This window comes from Xanthobacter pseudotagetidis (assembly GCF_043194795.2).
Classification (GTDB): domain Bacteria; phylum Pseudomonadota; class Alphaproteobacteria; order Rhizobiales; family Xanthobacteraceae; genus Xanthobacter; species Xanthobacter tagetidis_A.
Map to the genome: position 1 here is coordinate 269,226 of NZ_CM195534.1, position 18,741 is coordinate 287,966.

The 18,741-nt window shown below is 71.3% G+C and carries 15 protein-coding genes; 1 reads left to right on the forward strand and 14 read right to left on the reverse strand.

Annotated features, from left to right (window positions below):
• Nucleotides 1–233 precede the first annotated feature (233 nt).
• The 13 genes from V5F67_RS01315 to pdxY form a co-directional block, all read right to left on the reverse strand.
• Nucleotides 234–1,415, reverse strand: coding sequence for an EAL domain-containing response regulator (locus V5F67_RS01315; protein WP_394020573.1), 1,182 nt, complete (start codon nt 1,413–1,415; stop codon nt 234–236).
• 9 nt (nt 1,416–1,424) lie between these two features.
• Nucleotides 1,425–3,992: a response regulator gene (locus tag V5F67_RS01320; protein ID WP_394020571.1), complete on the reverse strand. Its 2,568-nt coding sequence runs from the start codon at nt 3,990–3,992 to the stop codon at nt 1,425–1,427.
• Nucleotides 3,989–5,044 carry a chemotaxis protein CheB gene (locus V5F67_RS01325; protein ID WP_394020569.1) on the reverse strand — a complete coding sequence of 352 codons (1,056 nt, stop codon included), beginning with the start codon at nt 5,042–5,044 and terminating at the stop codon, nt 3,989–3,991. The genes V5F67_RS01320 and V5F67_RS01325 overlap by 4 nt, the downstream gene beginning before the upstream one ends.
• Complete coding sequence (locus V5F67_RS01330) at nt 5,041–7,263, reverse strand: hybrid sensor histidine kinase/response regulator (RefSeq protein ID WP_394020567.1); 2,223 nt, start codon at nt 7,261–7,263, stop codon at nt 5,041–5,043. The genes V5F67_RS01325 and V5F67_RS01330 overlap by 4 nt, the downstream gene beginning before the upstream one ends.
• Nucleotides 7,260–9,392 (reverse strand): methyl-accepting chemotaxis protein, encoded by a 2,133-nt coding sequence (locus tag V5F67_RS01335; protein ID WP_394020565.1) that lies wholly within the window; start codon nt 9,390–9,392, stop codon nt 7,260–7,262. The genes V5F67_RS01330 and V5F67_RS01335 overlap by 4 nt, the downstream gene beginning before the upstream one ends.
• 13 nt (nt 9,393–9,405) lie before the next feature.
• Nucleotides 9,406–10,020, reverse strand: a complete 615-nt coding sequence (locus tag V5F67_RS01340; protein ID WP_394020563.1) for a chemotaxis protein CheW — start codon at nt 10,018–10,020, stop codon at nt 9,406–9,408.
• Complete coding sequence (locus V5F67_RS01345; RefSeq protein WP_394020561.1) at nt 10,004–11,350, reverse strand: CheR family methyltransferase; 1,347 nt, start codon at nt 11,348–11,350, stop codon at nt 10,004–10,006. The genes V5F67_RS01340 and V5F67_RS01345 overlap by 17 nt, the downstream gene beginning before the upstream one ends.
• Before the next feature lie 56 nt (nt 11,351–11,406).
• Entirely contained in the window at nt 11,407–11,892 is a 486-nt protein-coding gene (locus V5F67_RS01350) for a chemotaxis protein CheW (protein ID WP_394020559.1), read from the reverse strand.
• Between the two features lie 299 nt (nt 11,893–12,191).
• On the reverse strand, nt 12,192–13,121 hold the full coding sequence (locus tag V5F67_RS01355; protein WP_394020557.1) for a hypothetical protein: 930 nt from the start codon (nt 13,119–13,121) through the stop codon (nt 12,192–12,194).
• Between the two features lie 25 nt (nt 13,122–13,146).
• Nucleotides 13,147–13,893 (reverse strand): NUDIX hydrolase, encoded by a 747-nt coding sequence (locus tag V5F67_RS01360; RefSeq protein ID WP_394020555.1) that lies wholly within the window; start codon nt 13,891–13,893, stop codon nt 13,147–13,149.
• Nucleotides 13,893–14,993 carry an alkene reductase gene (locus V5F67_RS01365; protein WP_394020553.1) on the reverse strand — a complete coding sequence of 367 codons (1,101 nt, stop codon included), beginning with the start codon at nt 14,991–14,993 and terminating at the stop codon, nt 13,893–13,895. The genes V5F67_RS01360 and V5F67_RS01365 overlap by 1 nt, the downstream gene beginning before the upstream one ends.
• 181 nt (nt 14,994–15,174) lie before the next feature.
• Nucleotides 15,175–16,071 carry a PhzF family protein gene (locus V5F67_RS01370; protein WP_394020551.1) on the reverse strand — a complete coding sequence of 299 codons (897 nt, stop codon included), beginning with the start codon at nt 16,069–16,071 and terminating at the stop codon, nt 15,175–15,177.
• A gap of 123 nt (nt 16,072–16,194) precedes the next feature.
• Entirely contained in the window at nt 16,195–17,046 is an 852-nt protein-coding gene (gene pdxY / locus V5F67_RS01375) for a pyridoxal kinase PdxY (RefSeq protein ID WP_394020549.1), read from the reverse strand.
• A 133-nt stretch (nt 17,047–17,179) separates the two neighbouring features.
• Here pdxY and V5F67_RS01380 point away from each other — a divergent pair, with 133 nt between their 5' ends.
• Entirely contained in the window at nt 17,180–18,085 is a 906-nt protein-coding gene (locus V5F67_RS01380) for an alpha/beta fold hydrolase (RefSeq protein ID WP_394020547.1), read from the forward strand.
• Between the two features lie 203 nt (nt 18,086–18,288).
• Here the strand turns inward: V5F67_RS01380 and V5F67_RS01385 are convergent, their stop codons facing one another.
• The gene (locus tag V5F67_RS01385) at nt 18,289–18,732 is read right to left on the reverse strand and encodes a nucleoside deaminase (RefSeq protein WP_394020545.1); all 444 of its coding nucleotides are present in this window, start codon (nt 18,730–18,732) and stop codon (nt 18,289–18,291) included.
• Between the last annotated feature and the right edge of the window lie 9 nt (nt 18,733–18,741).

Genomic DNA, 18,741 nt, shown 5'->3' on the forward strand with positions numbered 1-18,741 from the left:
GGCGACTTCGATGCTTGTGTTCTTCTGTAGACGATAGTTAGGTGGACCTCGGCTCCACCAGTTCAATCGCGCATGACGTTTAAGAGGAATTCTCTCACGCGAGAATTCCGGCTCCAGCATCTGCCCCGGCTGGTGCGTGGGATCGCGGGGGTCGGTGGTGGACCTCCCTGGGATCTGCCGGAGGCCGGCGGGGCTTCGCGGGACGACGGGCCAGGCGGCCTTCCACGCCACGCTCAGGGTTGCGCGCAGCAGCACTTCTCATGCCACCATTTCTCGGCGAGATCGGGCGGCAGCGGCCGGGCGAGGAGATAGCCCTGGACCAGGTCGCAGGACCAGTTGCTCAGCAGCTCCAGCGTCTCCTGGTCCTCGACCCCCTCGGCCACGACGGCGAGGCCGAGATTGTGCCCGAGGTCGATGATCGCCTTGACGATGATGCGCGTCTGCTCGGAGGACATGCAGTCGGCGGTGAGGGAGCGGTCGATCTTGAGCTCGGCGAACGGCAGGCGCTGGAGCTGGACGAGCGAGGAATAGCCCGTGCCGAAGTCGTCGAGGGACAGGGAAAAGCCCCGCAGCCGCAGCCGCGTGAGCACGTCGAGCGCCCGTTCCGGATGCTCCATCGCCGCCGATTCCGTGATCTCGATGGTGATGCGCTGATGATCGACGCCGCTGCCGAGGCAGCGGCTCCACAGCCGGTCGGCGAGCGTGATGTCCTCCACGTCCGGGGCGGACATGTTGATGGCGAGCGACGCGGTGATCGACGACGGACCCCAGCGCTTCAGCGTCGCCAAGGCGAGGTCGAAGATGTGGTCGGAGAATTGCGGGCTGAGGCCCGACGCGATGATCTGGGGAATGAAGGCGTCGGGCGTGCTGAGGCCGCGCGTGGGGCTGTTCCAGCGCGCCAGGCCCTCGAAGCCCAGGGGCGCGTACCGGCAGCCTGCCGTGTCGTGACGGATGCGCGCCTTGGGCTGGAGGTAGAGCACGAACTCGCCGCGGTCCATGGCCTCGATGAGGTCGGCCCTGCTCGGCGGGAGGTGGTTGCTGGACTTGAGGCGCCCGAAGATGCGGTTCAGCTCCTCCACGCGCACCGGCTTGCTGATGATGTCGCTCACCGCGAGCTTGTGCGCCTTGGCGAAGTGGCGTGCCGATTCCAGGACCTTCAGGTCCATGCCGCTCATGATCAGGATCGGGCGGTGAAACTGCATGGCGGCGAGGCGCCGCATCACCTCGATGCCATCCAGTATGGGCATCTGCAGATCGATCGCCACGCACGCGGTGGGGGAGGCGGCGAGGGCGGCAAAGAATTCGTTTGGATCGGAAAAATAATGACTTTCAAAGTCATTCATCTTCGCGACAGCGCAGATGTATTCGCCGATGTCCTGCTCGTCATCCAATACGAATATATTCTGCTCAGGCATGTTCCTCTCCTAAAACAAGGCCGACACCGCCCGCGTCAGGTCGTCTATGCGGAAGGGCTTGCTGAGGATCCGGAAGGAGCGGCGGGCCTCGTCCTCCAGTTGAAGGTCTATCGCCCCGGACATGAGCAGGACCTGGCAGTCGGGCCGGCGCTGCGCGACCAGGCCCGCGAGCCTCAGGCCGTCGATGTCGCCGGGCAGGCTGACTTCCGTGAGGAGAAGGTCGAAATGCCCGCCGGTGTCAAAATGCTCCAGCGCCTCTCCCGCATCGCTGACGCCGCTCACGAGATGCCCCGACCGCTCGAGGGCCGCCCTGATGGTCTGCCGGATCTCATCGTTGCCCTCCACCAGCAGCACGGCCTTGGCGGTGGGCTCCGGCCCGGACACCGCCGGCGCATCCGGCACCGGGGCCTCGCCGGGGCCGTCCTCCACGGCGGGCAGGGTCACGCGGAACGTGGTCCCCATGCCCACCACGCTTTCGACCTCCACCGATCCGCCGGACTGGCGCGCGAAGCCGTAGACCATGGCGAGGCCGAGGCCGGTCCCCTTGCCGGCCTCCTTGGTGGTGAAGAACGGCTCGAAGATGCGCTCCAGCCGATCGGAGGCGATGCCGGTGCCGGTGTCGGAAACCACGAAGACGATGTTGCGTGGACCGCCAGGGTTCGCTGCCCCGCCGGGGGTGGCCTCGGCCGCGATGGACAGGCGGCCGCCGTCGGGCATGGCGTCGCGGGCGTTGATCGCAAGGTTCATCAGCGCCGATTCCAGGTGGGTCGGATCGGCATAGACCTTCGGCAGCCCCGGCGGCACGGTGATCGCAAGCGACACGCTCTGGCCGAATGTGGCGCCCAGCAGGATCTGCAGCTCGGCCATCATCTCGGCCACGTCCAGGTACCGGGGCTCCAGCGGCTGCTTGCGGGCGAAGGTGAGCATCTTGCGCGTCAGCTCGGCCCCGCGCAGGCTCGATCGCAACGCCACATCGAGGAGCGGGCGCGCCTCGTGGCCATCGAGCTTGATGGCCGCGAGGTCCAGGTTGCCGATGATCGTGGTGAGCAGGTTGTTGAAATCGTGCGCCACGCCGCCGGTGAGCGTGCCCACCGCCTCCATCTTCTGGGCCTGGTGCAGCTGCTCCATCACCTGCCGCCGCTCGGTGATGTCGTCGGCGGCGAGCACCGCGCCGCGGAACGCGCCATCCGCGTCGATCAGCGGCTCGCCGGCGATGTGGAAGGTCCGCTGCGTGCCGTCGGAGATGGCGGCCTCCACCTCGATGCTGATCACCTCCCGGCCACGCGGCAGCGCGCCTATCGCCTCTTCAAGACCAGGCGGGACGGTGGCGAACAGGGAGCGCCAGCCGCGGCCGAGCGCGCCCTCGCCGGAGATCCGGAAGGCGTCGCGCGCCGAGTGGTTCAAGGTCGCCACGTTGAGCCGCGCGTCGAGCGAGATGAGGGAGACCGGCGAGGCATTGAAGATGGCGGTGATGGTCTCGGTCGCCTGGCGCCGCTCGGCCACCTCCTCCAGCAGGCGCTCGGTGCGCTTGCGCACCTCCTCCTCGAGCTGCGTGTGGAGCAGCGCGCGCTCCAGCGCGATGGCGATCTGGCCCGCGATGCCCTCCAGCGTCCGCAAGGCGACCTCGCCCGATATGGCGGATTCGGAGCCCGCGAGCTGAAGGCACCCGATGGTCCGCGCGCCCGCGGTCAGGCGCATGCTCGCATGGTGCCTCAGCGCGCCCGTTCCCCTGGCCTGAAACTGACGGATCTGGGGAAGGCCGCCGCTGCGCGCGCCCTCGTCCACGGGCACCTCCTCGTCCGCATCCGCCGGCGGCTCGGGCGGAAAGGGATCGGCCAGGGCGCCGTGCCCGAAATGGCGATCGGCGGCGAGCACCAGCGCGTCCCCCTCGCGCAGATAGAGCCACGCGTCGCGCACGCCGGGCACGCCGAGGCTGCGCGAGACCGCGACAGCGGCCACATCCGCCGGAGCGCGGCAGCGATTGAGCCCCTCGGTCATGTCATAGAGGGCGTGCAGCACCTCGTAGGACTGCGAGAGCTCCTGTCGGCCCTGGTCGAGGGCGGTGAACAGGTGCACCGCCTGGGCGTAGGTGGAGATGAGCAGATCGAGGATCTGCTGCTTGCGCGCGGTGACATGGTGGCGCTCGCCGCCGAACTCGATCTCCAGCACGTCGCTCACGCTCTCGCTGGAGCGCAGGGTGCGGTTGCGCAGCAGGTAGGTGATGCGCGAGCTGAGAATCTGCTCGTCGTAGGGCTTGATGATGAAGCTGTCGGCTCCCGCCTCCAGCCCCGCCAGCACATCCTGGGGCTGCGACAGGGAGGTCACGAGAATCACGGGAACCTGATCGAGGCCGGCGGTGCCCTTCAGTCGCCGGCACAGGTCGTAGCCGCTCATGCCCGGCATGATGATGTCGCTGAGGATGATGTCGGGCCGCTGCGCGACCGCCATCTCGTAGGCTTCGGTGCCGCTGCGGGCCGCCTTGACCGCATATCCAAGCTTTTCCAGGAACTGGACGAGCTGCGCCTGCTGGGTCGGGCTGTCCTCAGCGATGAGTATGCTTGAAGCATGGTACATCATGTGGGCAGGCTCTTTCTGGCCAGTTGTGTCTGGATGAACTGCGCGATATCGGCAGGGGCGAGCAGCCGCTGAGCCGCGCCGAGCCTTAGGGCCGCCGCGGGCATGCCGAACACGACTGACGTCTCCTTATCCTGGGCGACAGTGATACCACCACATCTTGCTACATGAGCCAATCCCTCCGCCCCGTCTTCTCCCATTCCGGTCAGCAGCACGGCGAGCGCGCAGGGACCGAAGGCCAGCGCGGCGGCGTGGAACAGGTGCGAGACGGAGGGGCGGAACCCGTTCTCCGGCGGGCCGTCGCTCAAGGCCAGGCGGCCATGGCGGTCGATGCCGAGATGGCGGCCCTCCGGCCCCACATAGACGTGGCCCGGCAAGGCCAGGACGGCGTCGCCGGCGATCTCCACCGGCAGGCCGCTGCCGCGGGCGAGCCAGCTTGCGAAGCCGCCGGTGAAGCCGTTCGCCATGTGCTGGACCACCAGCACCGGCGCTGAAAGATTTGGACCGAGGCCGCGCAGGATCTCGAGGATCACCGGCGGCCCGCCCGTGGAGGCGCCGAGCGCCACCATCCGGACGCGCCCGGCGACCTCGGCTCGGATGCCCGGCTCGCGGCGCCCGCGCGGCGGCACCCGCCGCACCACCTTGACCTCGGACATCAGGCGCAGCGACAGGAACAGCTCGCGGGCGACGGCGTCGAAGTCCGCGCTGTCCACGCCGGGCAGCTTCGGCACGATGGCCAGCGCGCCCTGGCGCACGGCTTCGAGGCCCGGATGCACGTCCGTCGGCTCGAAGCTCGCGCTCGCGACCAGGATCGGCACCGGGCAGCGGCGCATGATCTCGCGGGTGGCCCCGATCCCGTCCAGGACCGGCATGTGGCAGTCCATGAGCACGATGTCCGGCCGGAGCGTGGCGGCCATCTCCACCGCCTCCGCGCCGTTGACGGCGCGGCCCACCACCTCGAACTCGCCGGACTGGCCCAGCGCCCATGCCAGCACTTCGCGCTGGGACGGGGAATCCTCGGCCAGGAGCACACGAATCTTAGCCTGGGCACTCACAGCACGCGCCTCACGAGATCGATGAGCAGCGACTGGTCGAACGCCGACTTCATCATGTAAGCGTTAGCCCCCAACTTCAACCCTAGATCGTGATCCTTCCGTTCCTCTAGCGCTGTGACCAGGACGACGGGCAGCTGCTTCAGCCGTGGATCGGCGCGGATCCGCTCCGTCAGCTCGAACCCGTTCATGTGGGGCATGTCCACGTCCGAGACCACCGCGTCGAAGGGGCGGAGCTGGAGCGCGGACCAGGCTTCCATGCCGTCGGCGACGGCCTCCACCTCGTAGCCCGCAGCCTCCAGCAGCCCGCACTCCATGGCCCGGGTGGTCAGGGAATCGTCCACGATCAGCAGCCGCTGCTTGCGCGCGGGCCGCGACGGCCGCTCGACCGCGGGGCGCGAGGGCCCCAGCGCCATGGCGTCGAGCACGTCGGCGGTCCGCAGGATGAGGGCGAGGCGGCCGCTGCCGAGCATGCCCGCGGCCATCACGTGGCGCACGCGCAGCAAAGGCTGGCGCAGCTCCTTCACCATCACCTCGCACTCGCCGACCATCTCGTCCACGGCGACGATGCCGCGCCGCAGCCCGTGGCGGATGACGAGCGCGCTGCCGAGGCTCGCCGCCTCGCGCCACGCGTCCCGCGGACCGCCGAGCAGCCGCGACAGGTGCGCGAACGGCACGGCGGCGCCTTCGAACTGCACGACGCCCCGCTCGAACGCCTCCACGCGGACGACCGCGGGCAGCAGGAAGGTGCGCTCCACCGCATCTCGCGACAGGATGAAGTCGGCGTCCCCGACCTTCACGGCGATGCCGCGGAAATTGGCCAGCGCGGCCGGCACCTCCAGGCGCAGCACCGTTCCCGCGCCCGGCGTCGAATGCAGGCGGACGCTGCCGCCCAGCCGCTCGACCCGCTCGCGCACGATGGCGAGCCCGAGGCCGCGGCCGGACACGGCGCTGATCACGCCCCGCGTGGAGAGGCTCGACTGGAACACCAGGTCGAGCACGTCGATCTCCGGCAGATCGCGCGCCTCGTCGGCGGTGAGCATGCGGCTGCGCACCGCCACCGCGCGCACCGCCTCGACGTCGATGCCGGCGCCGTCGTCGGAGACCTCGATGGCGACCCGTCCGCCATCGGCGGGCGCGATGGCGAGCGCCACCGTGCCCACCGCCGGCTTGCCCGCCCGCGCCCGCGCATCGGCAGGCTCGATGCCATGGTCGATGGCGTTGCGGACCGCGTGGATGAGCGGGTCCTTGATCCGCTCTGCCACCTCGCGGTCGATCAGCAGGTCCGCGCCCGAGGTGCGCCAGGAGATGGACTTTCCCATCGCCCGCGCCAGCTCGGCGACCATGTCCGGGAAGACCGCGAGCAGGTCGCCGGCCGGCATCAGCCGCGCGCGGCGCAGCTCCAGCATGAGCGTGTCGGCGGTGACGCGCAGCGCCCGGCTGTCCTCCGCAAGCGCCGCGGCGAGCCGGCGCGCCGACTGCTCGATGGCCTTGAGCTCGTCCGCCGGAACCGCCGCCGGATCGGCCTCCCCCCGGGCGCGGCCGGCGCCGCGAAGCTGCCGGCGGATCTCGGCGACGCGGTGCGCGAGCCCCCGCGCCTCCTCGCTGCGCGCCTGCCCGGCAAGGCGGGGCCCGAGCAGCTCTTCCGCCATCAGTCCGAGCCGGTGAATCTGCCCGGTCTCGACCCGCACGAAGCTGGGCGCGGACGGCGGGCGCGGCGGGGCGGCGGACCCGGCCCGCGGGGGAGCGGGCGCCTCGCGCGCGGGAGCGGAGACAGATGGCGCCGGAGCCGCCGGCATGACGGGCGCGGGCGGCGCCGATGCGGTCCCGGAGGCGGCCGGCCCGACCTGCTCCGGTGCCGGCGGCGCGGTGCCCGGGGCCAGGGCGTTGCGGGTGACGTCCACGAGGCGCTGGGTCAGCTCGCGCAGGTGGCCGTGCGCCTCGGCGTCGAAGGCGGCGTGCCCCTGCACCAGCTCGCTGCACAGGTCCTCGATCTCGTGGCAGAGCTGCTCCACCGCGCGGATCGACAGCGAGCGCGCGGCGCCCTTGAAGGTGTGCACGATGCGGAACAGGCTCTGGAGGGATGCGCCCGCGGCGGCGGCGTCCTGCGCGCGCGCCAGCTCCTCCATCTCCCGGGCGATGCCGCGCAGATGGTCCGCCGCCTCTTCCTGGAAGATCGCGAGCAGCCGCGTGCGCAGTTCGTCCTGGGATTTGCGCGTCATGTGGCGATACGCGAGCCTCCCTGGCCAACCGAGACCCGATTGACGATGCTTTCCAGCGTCACGGCGAGGTCGTGCAGGCTGCGCGCCGACTGCTCCACCTGGGCGGTGGCGGAGACGGTCTGCGCGGACGAGGCTTCGATATTGTCCACCGCCAGCGCGATCTGCTCGATTCCCGCCTGCTGCTGCTCGGCGGCCACGAGGTTCTGGCGGGCGGCCTGGGAGGCGTCGGTGATGCGGCCGGCGAGGCTGGAAATGGCCGCGCCCGACTGGCGCGAGGTGGTCACGGTGGCATCCGACGCCTTGGCGAACTGCTCCGCCGCGATCACCGCCGCCTGGGCCGAGCGCTGGATGTCGGCGATGATGCGGCGGACCTGCGCGGTCGCCGCCTTGGATTGCTCGGCGAGCTCCTTGACCTCGCTCGCCACCACCGCGAAGCCGCGCCCGGCCTCCCCGGCCTTGGCCGCCTCGATGCTGGCATTGACCGCGAGCAGGTTGGACTTCTCGGCGATCTCGCCCACCGTTGCGTTGATCTCGGCGATCTCGTGGGTGCGCTCGCTGAAGCCCATGATGCGCTCGGCGAGGGCCTCGAGGCGCTGGCGGCCGTCCTCGGTGGAGCGGACGGCCTCCTCCACGGATAGCAGCCCGGCATCGGCGATGGCTTCGGTCTTCTGGGCCGTGTCGAGCACGGTCTGCGTGCGCCGCGCCACCGATTCCCCGGCCTGACGCAGCTCGTGGACCGAGGCCGCCATCTGGCGCACCGCGGCGGCCTCCTCCGCGGTGGCGGCGGCCTGCTGGCTGGTGGCGGCCAGAATCTCGGCGGTCGCCGAGCCGAGCTGCGCCGTCGCCGACTTGATCTCGCCGACCAGCAGCCCGAGCGAACGCGACATGGAGTTGAGCCCGTGGCCGAGACGCTCCAGGTCGCCGGCGTTGTCGACGGCGACCTCGGCCGAGAAGTCGCCGGCAGCGACCCGCTCGGCGAAGCGTCCATAGTCCGTCACCGTGCGCTCCAGCGCGGCGCGGGCCGTGCGCTCGTCCTCGATGCGCGTCTGCAGCGTCTGCGCCATGCCGTTGAGCGCCGTGGCGAGGCTGGCGAGCTCGCGCGGGCCGCCCTCGGGCGCGCGCTGGTCGAGATGTCCGGCGGCGATCTCCTCGGCGGTGCTGTGCAGCCGCTGGATCGGGCGGGCGATCATGCGCGCCAGAAGCAAGGTCAGCAGCACGCCCACCAGCACCGAGGCCAGCGGCCAGACGCTGCTGGAGGCGAGCAGCGCGTAGAATTCCGCGTTCACCTCGGAATGCTCCTGGCTGAGCCACAGCTTCCAGCCGGTGGAGGGAACGGTGGCGAACGCGGCGAAGCGCTCGACCTTGTTCTCGTCCGGATAGAATTCGATGCGCCCCTCCGCGGCGCCGCGAAGATGCTGCCAGATGGGCTGCGCCGAGAAGTTGAAGCGCTGCTGCACCAGCTGGGCGTTGGGATGGGCCACGGTGGTGCCGTCGCGGGTGACGATGACCGCGCGGCCCGTGTTGCCCACGTGGATGCGGCCGACGAGCTGGGTGAGCGAATCGAGGTCGATGGTCCCCACCAGCACGCCGACGACCCCCTGGTCGCGGACCGGAATCGGCGCGGCGATGATCATCACCGGCGCGCCTGAGGTGCGGCCGATCAGGACCTCGGGGTCGATATAGGGCTTCCCGGTGCGCATCACCGTCTGGAAGTAGGCGCGGTCGGCGATGTTGACGCCGGCGATCCTCTGGCCGGTGTCGGCGGTCTCGGGATCGGAGAAGCGCACCATCCCGTCGGTGGAGGCGACGAGGATCCGGTCGAACAGGGGAAAGCTGCGGCGCAGCCGCGCGAGGGTCGGCAGCGTCTGCGCCGGCTGGAGCGCATCGGCGCCCAGGTCCTCGCCCACGAACCCCAGGAGCTTCTGGTGGTCGGTGAGCACGCGGTCCACATAGAGCACGGCTTCCGAGGCGAAGAGCTGGTTCTGGTCGAGGGTGGTGTCGAGAACCAGCGCGCGGGTCTTCAGCGTGTAGCCGATGGCGAGCAGGGCCACCGGTACCAGCGAAGCCAGGATGCCGCCGATGATGACCAGGCGACTGATGCCGATGGTGACCGCTGGTTTGTGCTGCATGGCCGTTTTTCTTCTATGGCGGGGAAGAGGGGCGCAGGCGGTGGTCGACGACGAGACGCGCGCTGAGCGACAGCGCCTCGGCGTCAAGCACGCCGGTGCCGTCCGGCAGCAGCGCGCAGAGGAGGCCGGCGCCGGCGCCGCCGCGCTCTGGCGTGGCCTCCCGCGCCACGCCGAACAGCGCGTCGGCGGCGAGCCCGATGGCGCAGCCGGGATCGTTGAGCAGGACGGCGAAGGCCGGCGTCGCCGGCTCGGCCACCGGCCGATCCAGCAAAGCGTTGACGTCGACGACGGCGTACAGCAGGCCGCGGTGCATCAGCAGGCCGAGATGCGCCGCGCCGAGCCCGGGAAGCGGAACCAGCTGGTCGATGGGCACCACGGCCTCCGCCGCGGGGATATCGATGGCGTAGCGCTGGCCGGCGAGCCCGAACACCACCAGGTCGTCGCCGGGCGCGGGGCCGGTGCGCTCCTCGGGAGCGGCCAGCGCCTGGGCCCGCTGCGCCATGCGCGCGGCCAGCGCCTCCGGCGAATCGCCGTCCGCCAGTCGCATGGAGATCGAGTCGAGGCGCTCGTGGATGCGCCCCCAATCGATGCTCTGCGCGGAAAGGCGCGGCTCAGACCGGTCGGGCACGGCCGCCTCCTTCCGCCGGAAGGGCGCCGAGCCGCCGCGCGGCCTGCCGGATGTGGCCGGCCTCGATGCCGAGCTGGCGGCCCACCAGATTGCCGCCGGCGTCCATGTCGAGCAGCCGCACCGCCTCGCCCAGGGCGCGCCGCGCCCGCTCGGTCTCGCCCTTGCGCAGCTGGACGATGGCATCGACATAGTGGGCCGCGGCCGCGCCCGGCGCCGCCGCGAGGCTGTGCCGGGCCGCGGCCTCCGCGGCCGGGATGTCGGCGAGCGCCTGGCAGACCAGCGCCATGAGCAGGCGGGCCTCGGGACGCGTCGCCAGCATCTGGCCGCACAGGTGCCGGGCCTCCTGCAGGAGGCCGAGATCCGCGAGCAGGCGTGCCCGCTGGAGCGGATCCGCATCCTCGTGCGCCGCCGCCTTCCTGCGCGGCGCCGCGGCGGGCTCAGCTCCCTCGCTTGGATGCGCGCGCGGCGCCGCGGTGGCGCTCTCCGCCGCGGCGCTCCGAAAGGCGGTTCGGGCTGCGGTCGCGGCCTTCCGCCCCTCATTGACGAACAGGATGGCGTGGCCAACGGTCAAAAGCCGCAGGGGAGCGAACCAGGATGCGGTCGCCTCCACCGGCGAGACCGCCAGCATGCCGCCCTCCCTCACCAGCGCGCACAGCGCCCGGGCGAACGCCGGCTGGAGCGACGGCTCCATGTGGATCAGCATGTTCCGGCAGATGACAAAATCCGCCGGCCCTGCGAGCGCGCCTGCGGCCGCACCCTCGGGGCCGGCCGCCGCCGCGTCCGCGAGATTGAACAGGCGGAAGTCCACCTTGCCGCGCAGCCGCGCGTCGAGGGCGACATGCGCGCGGCCGGCGGGCCGAAACCAGCGCGCGCGGTCTTCCGGGCTCACCTCGCGGATCGCGCGCATGTCGTAGACGCCCGCCCGGGCTCCCTCCAGCGCCGCCGCGCACAGGTCGAGGCCGACGATCTCCACGGTCCAGCCGGCCTCCAGGCCGATCAGGCCTTCCAGGATGATCGCGAGCGAATAGGGCTCCTCGCCGGAGGCGCAGCCGACGCTGAGGCACCGCAGCCGCCGGCTGCCGTCGCGCCGCCGGGCGGCGACGAGGGGGCGCAGCGCCGCCTCGATCAGCGAGTCCCACCAGGTCCGCTGGCGGAAGAACGAGGTCTCCCGGACGGTGACGCGCTTGATGACCTCCTGCCAAGCCGGCGCGGACCACGGCTGCGCCTCGAGCTCAAGCCAGGCGGGTCGTCCGCCGGGGCCCTCGAGAAGATCACGGACGCGATCGAGCGCGGGCTTGAGATGCCTGTCGAAGCGATCGGGCAGAGCCAAGCCCAGCCGCTGCGATATCAGGCCCCGGAAAGCCGTGAGATCGCAGCTCGTTGGGCTCATGACACAAGGCCGAAATGATGCCGGTCGATGGCCGCCTTGAGGTCCTCGACATCGCTGGCGGACAGCCATGTGCCCGGATCGCGCAGCACGATCAGCTCTTCCTCTCCCGCGGTGCCGGCGGCGAGATAGCCGGTTCCGGGAACGATCTCGTCAAGAGCGAGCCAGTCCCGATCGCTGATGGCGCGGGCGCCTTCCACGGCTTCGCACAGCAATCCGAAAGATTGCGACGGCGTCTCGACCACGACGATGCGGCTGGCGAGCGTGATCGCCTCGCGCGCGCCGCCGCCCCGCCGCGCGAGATCGACGACGACCAGCGGCGTGCCATGCAGGTTGAGCAAGCCGGCGACGATCGCCGGCGCTTCCGGAAGCGGAGATGGAACGGGCGCGGCAACAACCTTCCGGACAGTGTCCACCGGAATTCCCACGCGCAGGTCGCCGCAATGAACGACCACAATCGTGCGCCGCTCCTCCAGGGTCGCCATGACCGGGGCGTCTCCTCCAATTATTTTTTTTAAGACTATATCGACATCAAGGGCACGATCAACTCAAATCGGTGGTTGAATACCGAGCATCTTCCCATCTTGCTCGCATTGTCTTGGGCTCGGGGCCTCTCAATTTGGAGAAGGTGCAATTCACATCATCGCGCGACGATGCGAACCGGGCGCGCGTGAAGGCGGTCCGGTTCGTTCCGGCGGCCGGCCAGGCGGTGCCGTGCTTCGCCGTGGAGGTGGCCGTGTCGCCCAAAAAGACGAAGCCAAGGCCGCCGCTTTACCGGGCGCGATCAGCGGTAGCGGCCGTCCACGAAGTTCTCCACCTCCTGGCCGGTGGGGCCGCGCAGAACCAGGTCGCGCCACTCGCCCGTGCGACCCTTGCCGGGGGTGAGGCTCTGGCCGATGAACTCGCCGATGGTGCGCGCCTGGCCGCCCGAGAAGTCGACCACGAAGATGGTGCAGCCGTTCTCCCCGCACCAGCCGGGATCGGTGACGGTGACGATGGCCTCGTTGGCGCCGTCGCCGTTCAGGTCGATGGCCGCGACCTTCAGCTTGCCGGCGATGCGGCGGCCCTCCTGCTTGTCGACGAAGATGGCGTCCGCCAGCGCCTCGTTGCCGGGCAGCGGCTGCGGCCTGGCGCGCTCGGCCCGCTCGCCCTGCGCCGCGGCGGACGCGGCCGGCGTCGCCTCGGCGGCGGGCTGAGGCGCCGTCTCGGCCGGCTGGGCCGATGCCTGCGCCGCGCCGCGCGGCTTGGGTCCGCAGGCCGACAGGAAGCTGGCGAGCGCCGGACCGGCGCCGGCGAGGGGAAGCGCATAGGAAACCCGCCCCTGGGCCACCTTCAGCTCGGTGCCGTCGGCGAGCGCCTTCAGCAGCGGATCGTTCGCCTTGATCGTGGCGATGATCACCTTCCCGGCGCCGTCCTCCAGGTCCATCACCTCGCCGGAATAGCCGAAGCCGCGCCCGTCGACCGTCAGGGAGAGGCTGCCCTGCCGGCCGGAGCGGGCCTTGCTGCCCTCGGGCAGCACCGCCTGGAGCGCCGGCTTGCCGCCGTCCTTGCAGCCGACGAGGAACAGGAGGTCGCCATTGGCGGCGGCGTACACGGCGCCGGTCAGGTCGGGCTGGCGATACTCGCCCCAGCCCTCGGCCACGGCCGCGCCCGGCATCGCCAGCGCGAGCGCGAGCATGCTGCCGCGGAGACATTCGAACCAGCTGCGGACCATGGACTTCCCTCCGGCTTCCTCGCCGTCAGCGGCGGCCTGCCGCCCAGCGAGCGCGGATATAGGCCGCGGCGAACGGCACGACGCGCGGCGTAATGTCTCGCTCGTCCCGCACCACCAGCACGTCCTCCAGTTCCGGCTCCCGCTCGGCGGCGAGAAACCCGCGGATGCGCCCCGCCAGCTCCGCGCCGGTCGCGGCGAAGACGAGACGGCGCATGAAGGCGATGCGCGGGCCGTCAAAGAGCGCCACGAAGCCCTCGTCGCGGGCCACGTCGCGCGGCTGGAGGCCGGTCTCCTCGGCCAGCTCGCGCATGGCCTGGCCGTCGAGGTCGACCCGGCCCCCGTCGGCGACGTCCGACAGGTCGGGCGTGCCGCCGGGAAAGTAGGTCTGGCCCGGCACCGCCGTCGTCGGCCCCATGACGCCCAGGACGAAGGCGCCGTCGGCCCCCTCGATGGCGGCGAGGGCAAAGGCGTTGACCAGGCCGAGATCGCGCCACTCCATCGCCTCGCGCCACCAGAGGAAGGCGGCAAAGTCGGTCTGGCGGAACGCGCCCGAGAACACGCCGTCGACCAGAGCGTGGCGGCGCAGGAGCAGGAGCGCGCCGTTCCACAAGGCGGGGTTGGCGGCGCGCCGGGCGGCGAAATGGGCCTCGATCTCGCCCCGGTGCGGCTCGGCCTCAGGCCAGCCGCCGGGCTCCAGGACGAGGTCGAGCGCGCGGACCGGGGCGATGCGCCGCTCCGCGCCCGCCGCCCCCGCGCCCCGGCCGGGGGCCATCAGGCCCCCACGCCCTCGAGGGTCGGATAGTCCACATAGCCCTCGGCGCCGCCGCCATAGAAGGTCTCGCGGACCGGCTCGTTGAGGGGCGCGCCGCGCTTCAGGCGCTCCACCAGGTCGGGATTGGAGATGAACGCCTTGCCGAAGGCGACCAGGTCCGCCTTGCCCTCGGCCACCGCGCTCTCGGCCATGGCGCGGTCGTAGCCGTTGTTCACCATCCAGGCGCCGGAATAGCGCTTGCGCAGTTCTTCGAACGAGAAGCCCGGGGTGATGTCGCGCGGCCCGCCGGTGGCGCCCTCCACCACGTGCACATAGACCGGGTGGCGCTTCTCCAGCTCGTCCATCACGTGGTTGAACAGCGGCTGGGGGTTGCTCTCGGAGATGCCGTTGGCGGGCGAGACCGGGGAGAGGCGCAGACCCGTGCGCCTGGCGCCGATCTCGGCCGAGACCGCGTCCACCACCTCCATGAGGAAGCGGGCGCGGTTCTCGATCGAGCCGCCATACCGGTCGGTGCGCCGGTTGGTGCCGTCCTTCAGGAACTGGTCGATGAGATAGCCGTTGGCGCCGTGCAGCTCCACGCCGTCGAAGCCGGCCCGCACCGCGTTGGCGGCGGCGCGGCGATACTGGTCGACGATGAGCGGGATCTCCTCGGTCTTGAGCGCGCGCGGCTCGGAGGTCTCGACGAAGCCGTTGTTCACGTAGGTCTTGGTCTCGGCGCGGAGGGCGGAGGGCGCGAGCGGCGGCGCGCCGCCGGGCTGGAGCGAGACGTGGGAGACGCGGCCCACGTGCCAGATCTGGATGTAGATGTGCCCGCCCTTGGCGTGCACCGCGTCGGTGATCTTCTTCCAGCCTTCCACCTGGGCGTCGGTGTAGATGCCGGGCGTGTCCTGATAGCCCTGTCCCTCCTGGGAGATGGGAGAGCCCTCGGTGATGATGAGGCCGGCGCCGGCCCGCTGGGCATAGTATTCGAGCGCGAACGGACCGGGCACGCCGCCCGCCGCCGCGCGATTGCGGGTGAGCGGGGCCATGACGACCCGGTTGGAGAGGGTGGCGTCGCCGAGGCGGAAGCTGTCGAACAGGGAGGGATGCGTGGCGCTCATGAGGGCAGGCTCTCGCATGGGGGGAAGGCCGGAGCGCGGCCTTGGGGATGGGGAGAAGATAGTCCGCATAGGCCCCGCGCCAAGGGCGCGGGCGTGAATTTTGCGTGACGTACCGCTCGGGAACGACTTGACGCCACTGTAAAATCCGGCGCCGGCGCGGCTCGTCCCCGCCGGCCGCGCCTCACAGGTGCAGCACGCCTTCCGCGATCACCACCGCCCCGCCGCCGATGGTGGCCTCCACCAGCTGCCCGCCCTTCACCGTGAAGCCGAGGTCGAGCCGGCTCGGCCGGCCCATCTCGAAGCCCTGGTCGATGCGCACCTTGTGGTGGCCGTCGACGCGGTTCTCCGCGTCCATCAGCACGGTGGGGAAGGCGGCGGCGGCGGCGCCGGTCGCCGGGTCCTCCTCGGTGCCGAGGCCGGGGGAGAACATGCGGGCGCGGAAGTCGGCGTCGCCCTCCTCGTCGGGCGTGTAGAGATAGAGCGCCTCGCCGAACGCGCCCAGCGCGGCGATGAAGGCGGCCTCGTCGGGGCGGGCGCGGGCGAGCGCGGTGAGGTTCGACAGCGGCACGAACAGGAACGGCACGCCGGCGGAGGCCACCACCGGACGGTGGGCGTCGAAGCCGATGTCGCTCGGGTCGAGGCTCAGCGCGTCGGCGCAGGCGGCGCGGGAGAGGTTGACCTCCTCCAGCTCGCCGCGGCGCGGCGCGGTGAACACCGCCGTGCCCTTGCGCGAGCCCGGCCCCTGGGTCGCCACCTCGCACTTGATGGCGCCGATCTGCTCCTCGATGGAGAAGGTGCCCTTCTCCATCTTGCCCTCCAGGGCGAGCAGCACCGCCGCGCCGACGGTGGGGTGGCCGGCGAACGGCATCTCGTGGGCGACCGTGAAGATGCGGATGCGCGCCTTGTTGGCGGGGTTCTTCGGCGGCAGCACGAACACCGTCTCGGAGACGTTGAACTCGCGGGCGATCTGCTGCATGGCCGCGTCGTCGAGCCCCTGGGCGTCGAGGACCACGGCGAGCGGATTGCCCCCGAACGGACGGGAGGTGAAGACGTCGAGCGTCACGTACCGGCGTGGCATCCCATGTCCCCAGGCGGCGGCCGGCCCTTCGAGCCGGGCCCCGCGCAACGAGCTTCGTCTCCCCGCGCCCCCGCGCACAGGATGGAAGGACCGCGCCGGACGGCGCGGCGCCACAAATTTGCCTTAAATCGCCGTGGCCGTGAAGAGGCGCGAGGGGGCAACGAACTCCTCCTGCGCCTCCACCAGAAGCAATTCCCGCGACTGTGCTTTTTCGGTCCGCTCCAGGAGGCCGAAGACGGAGGAGGCGGCGCGCGAGAGCGCGGCGGCGGTCGAGCCGGTGCTCAGGTGGTGGAAGAAGAACAAGGCGGCGATGGCGTCGCCGGCGCCGTTCAGGCTCACGTCAAGACGCGGCGTGCGCACCAGGAATCGACCGTCGGGGCCCGAGGCGACGAGGTCGATGAAGCCGTCGGGCGTCTCCTGCGTGTGCAGGCTGGTGACGAGGATGACCTTCGGGCCGATGCGGTGGAGCGCGTCGCAGGCGGCGATCGCGTCCGCAAGGCTGGTCGCCTTGCGGCCGGAGAGCAGCTCCAGCTCGAAATGGTTGGGGGTGATGATGTCGGCCGCCGGCACCGCGCGCTCGCACATGAATTCGGGGATGCCGGGGCGCACGAAGATGCCGCGCCCCACGTCGCCGATCACCGGATCGCAGCAGTAGAGGGCCTTGGGGTTGGCGCTTTTCACCCGCTCCACCGCATCGACGATGGCGGCGCCGATGTCGGCCGCGCCCATGTAGCCGGAGAGCACGCCGTCGCAGCGGCCGAGCACCCCGCGGTCGGCGATCCCGGCGACCAGGTCCGACACCAGGCCGGCGTCGAACACCTGGCCGCGCCAGGCGCCGTAGCCGGTGTGGTTGGAGAACTCCACGGTGTTGATGGCCCAGACCTCGACCCCCAGCCGCTGGAGCGGAAACACCGCCGAGGCGTTGCCCACATGGCCGTAGGCCACGTGCGACTGGATCGAGAGAATGTGCGGCACTTTCCGTCCTCTTTCGCCCTGTTACGCTTCCCGTTCGCGGCGTAGCGCCGCGCGCGCGGCTTCACAAATGGATTTTCGTCATGAACCCTCGCCGCCCGCGTTATGAATCGCGGCCCATGCCCCGGAGGACGCCGTGACCGACCTTGCCGACCTTTTCCCCGGCTTTTCCGCGCACAACATCGACACCGAGGCGGGCCGCATCTTCGTGCGCCAGGGCGGCGAGGGCCCGCCGCTGCTGCTGCTTCACGGCTTCCCGCAGTGTTCCGCCATGTGGCACAAGGTGGCCCCGGCCCTGGCGAAGACCCACACCCTGGTGATCCCGGACCTGCCCGGCTACGGCTGGAGCGCGGCGCCCGCCCCCGGCGCCGACCACGCGCCCTATTCCAAGCGCGCCACCGCCGCCGCCTTGGTGAAGGTGATGGAGGAGCTGGGCTTCGCCCATTTCGCGCTCGTGGGCCACGACCGGGGGGCGCGGGTGGGCTACCGCATGGGTCTCGACCATCCCGGCCGCCTCGACCGGCTCGTGGTGCTCGACATCGTGCCCACCTATGTCATGTGGCACCGCATGGACCGGGCGCGGGCGCTCCAGGTCTACCACTGGGCGTTCCTCGCCCAGCCGCATCCCCTGCCGGAGACGCTGATCGGCCCGAAGGCCGGCTGGTTCCTCGACTGGACGCTGGCGAGCTGGACCGCGAAGAAGGACCTCTCCGCCTTCGACCCGCGCGCGCTCGCCCATTACCGGGCCGCCTTCAACGCGCCGGATCACCTGCGCGCCATGTGCGAGGACTACCGGGCGGGGGCCACCATCGACCTCGCCCACGACGAGGCGGACCTCGCCGCCGGGCGGACGCTACTGTGCCCGACCTTCGCGGTCTGGGGCGAGGCCGGCATCCCGAGCCGCGGCGCGAGCCCGCTGGAGGCATGGGCGGCGCTCGCCCCCGGCATCGCCGGCACGGCGGTGCCGAGCGGCCATTTCGTCTGCGAGGAGGCGCCGGAGGCGGTGCTGGAGGCGGCGGGGGCGTTTCTGGCGGGTGGGTGAGGCGGGGGCACGGGCTTTCGGGTGTCCCGGCACCCCCACCCCGATCCCCTCCCCGCAAGGGGGAGGGGTGGCCCGCACGGGCTGGCCGGAGCAAACGGACAGGCCGGGAAATAGCGCGGCGATGGGGCTTCGCGCGCCCCTCCCCCCTGTGGGGAGGGGCGGGGGTGGGGGTCGCGCGACGCGGCTCAGTCCCAGCGCCCCCCTCACCGCCGCTCCCTGAAGAACGCCTTCAGCACCTCGGACGCCTGCCGCTCGGCGATGCCGCCATAGACCTCGGGCGCGTGGTGGCAGGTCGCCTGCGAGAAGAAGCGCGGGCCGTGCTCCACGCCGCCGCCCTTGGGGTCGGCGGCGGCGAAATAGAGCCGGCGGATGCGCGCGAACGAGATCGCCGCCGCGCACATGGCGCACGGCTCCAGCGTCACGTAGAGGTCGCAGTTGAGCAGCCGCTCGGACTTCAGCGCCGCCCCGCCGGCGCGCAGCACCAGCAGCTCGGCATGGGCGGTGGGGTCCGAGAGCTCGCGGGTGCGGTTGCCGTCGCGGGCGATCACCTGGGAGCCGCGCACCAGCACCGCCCCCACCGGAACCTCGCCGCGCTCGGCGGCGGCGCGCGCCTCGTTGAGCGCCATCTGCATGAAGGTCCCCGACATCCGATCCCC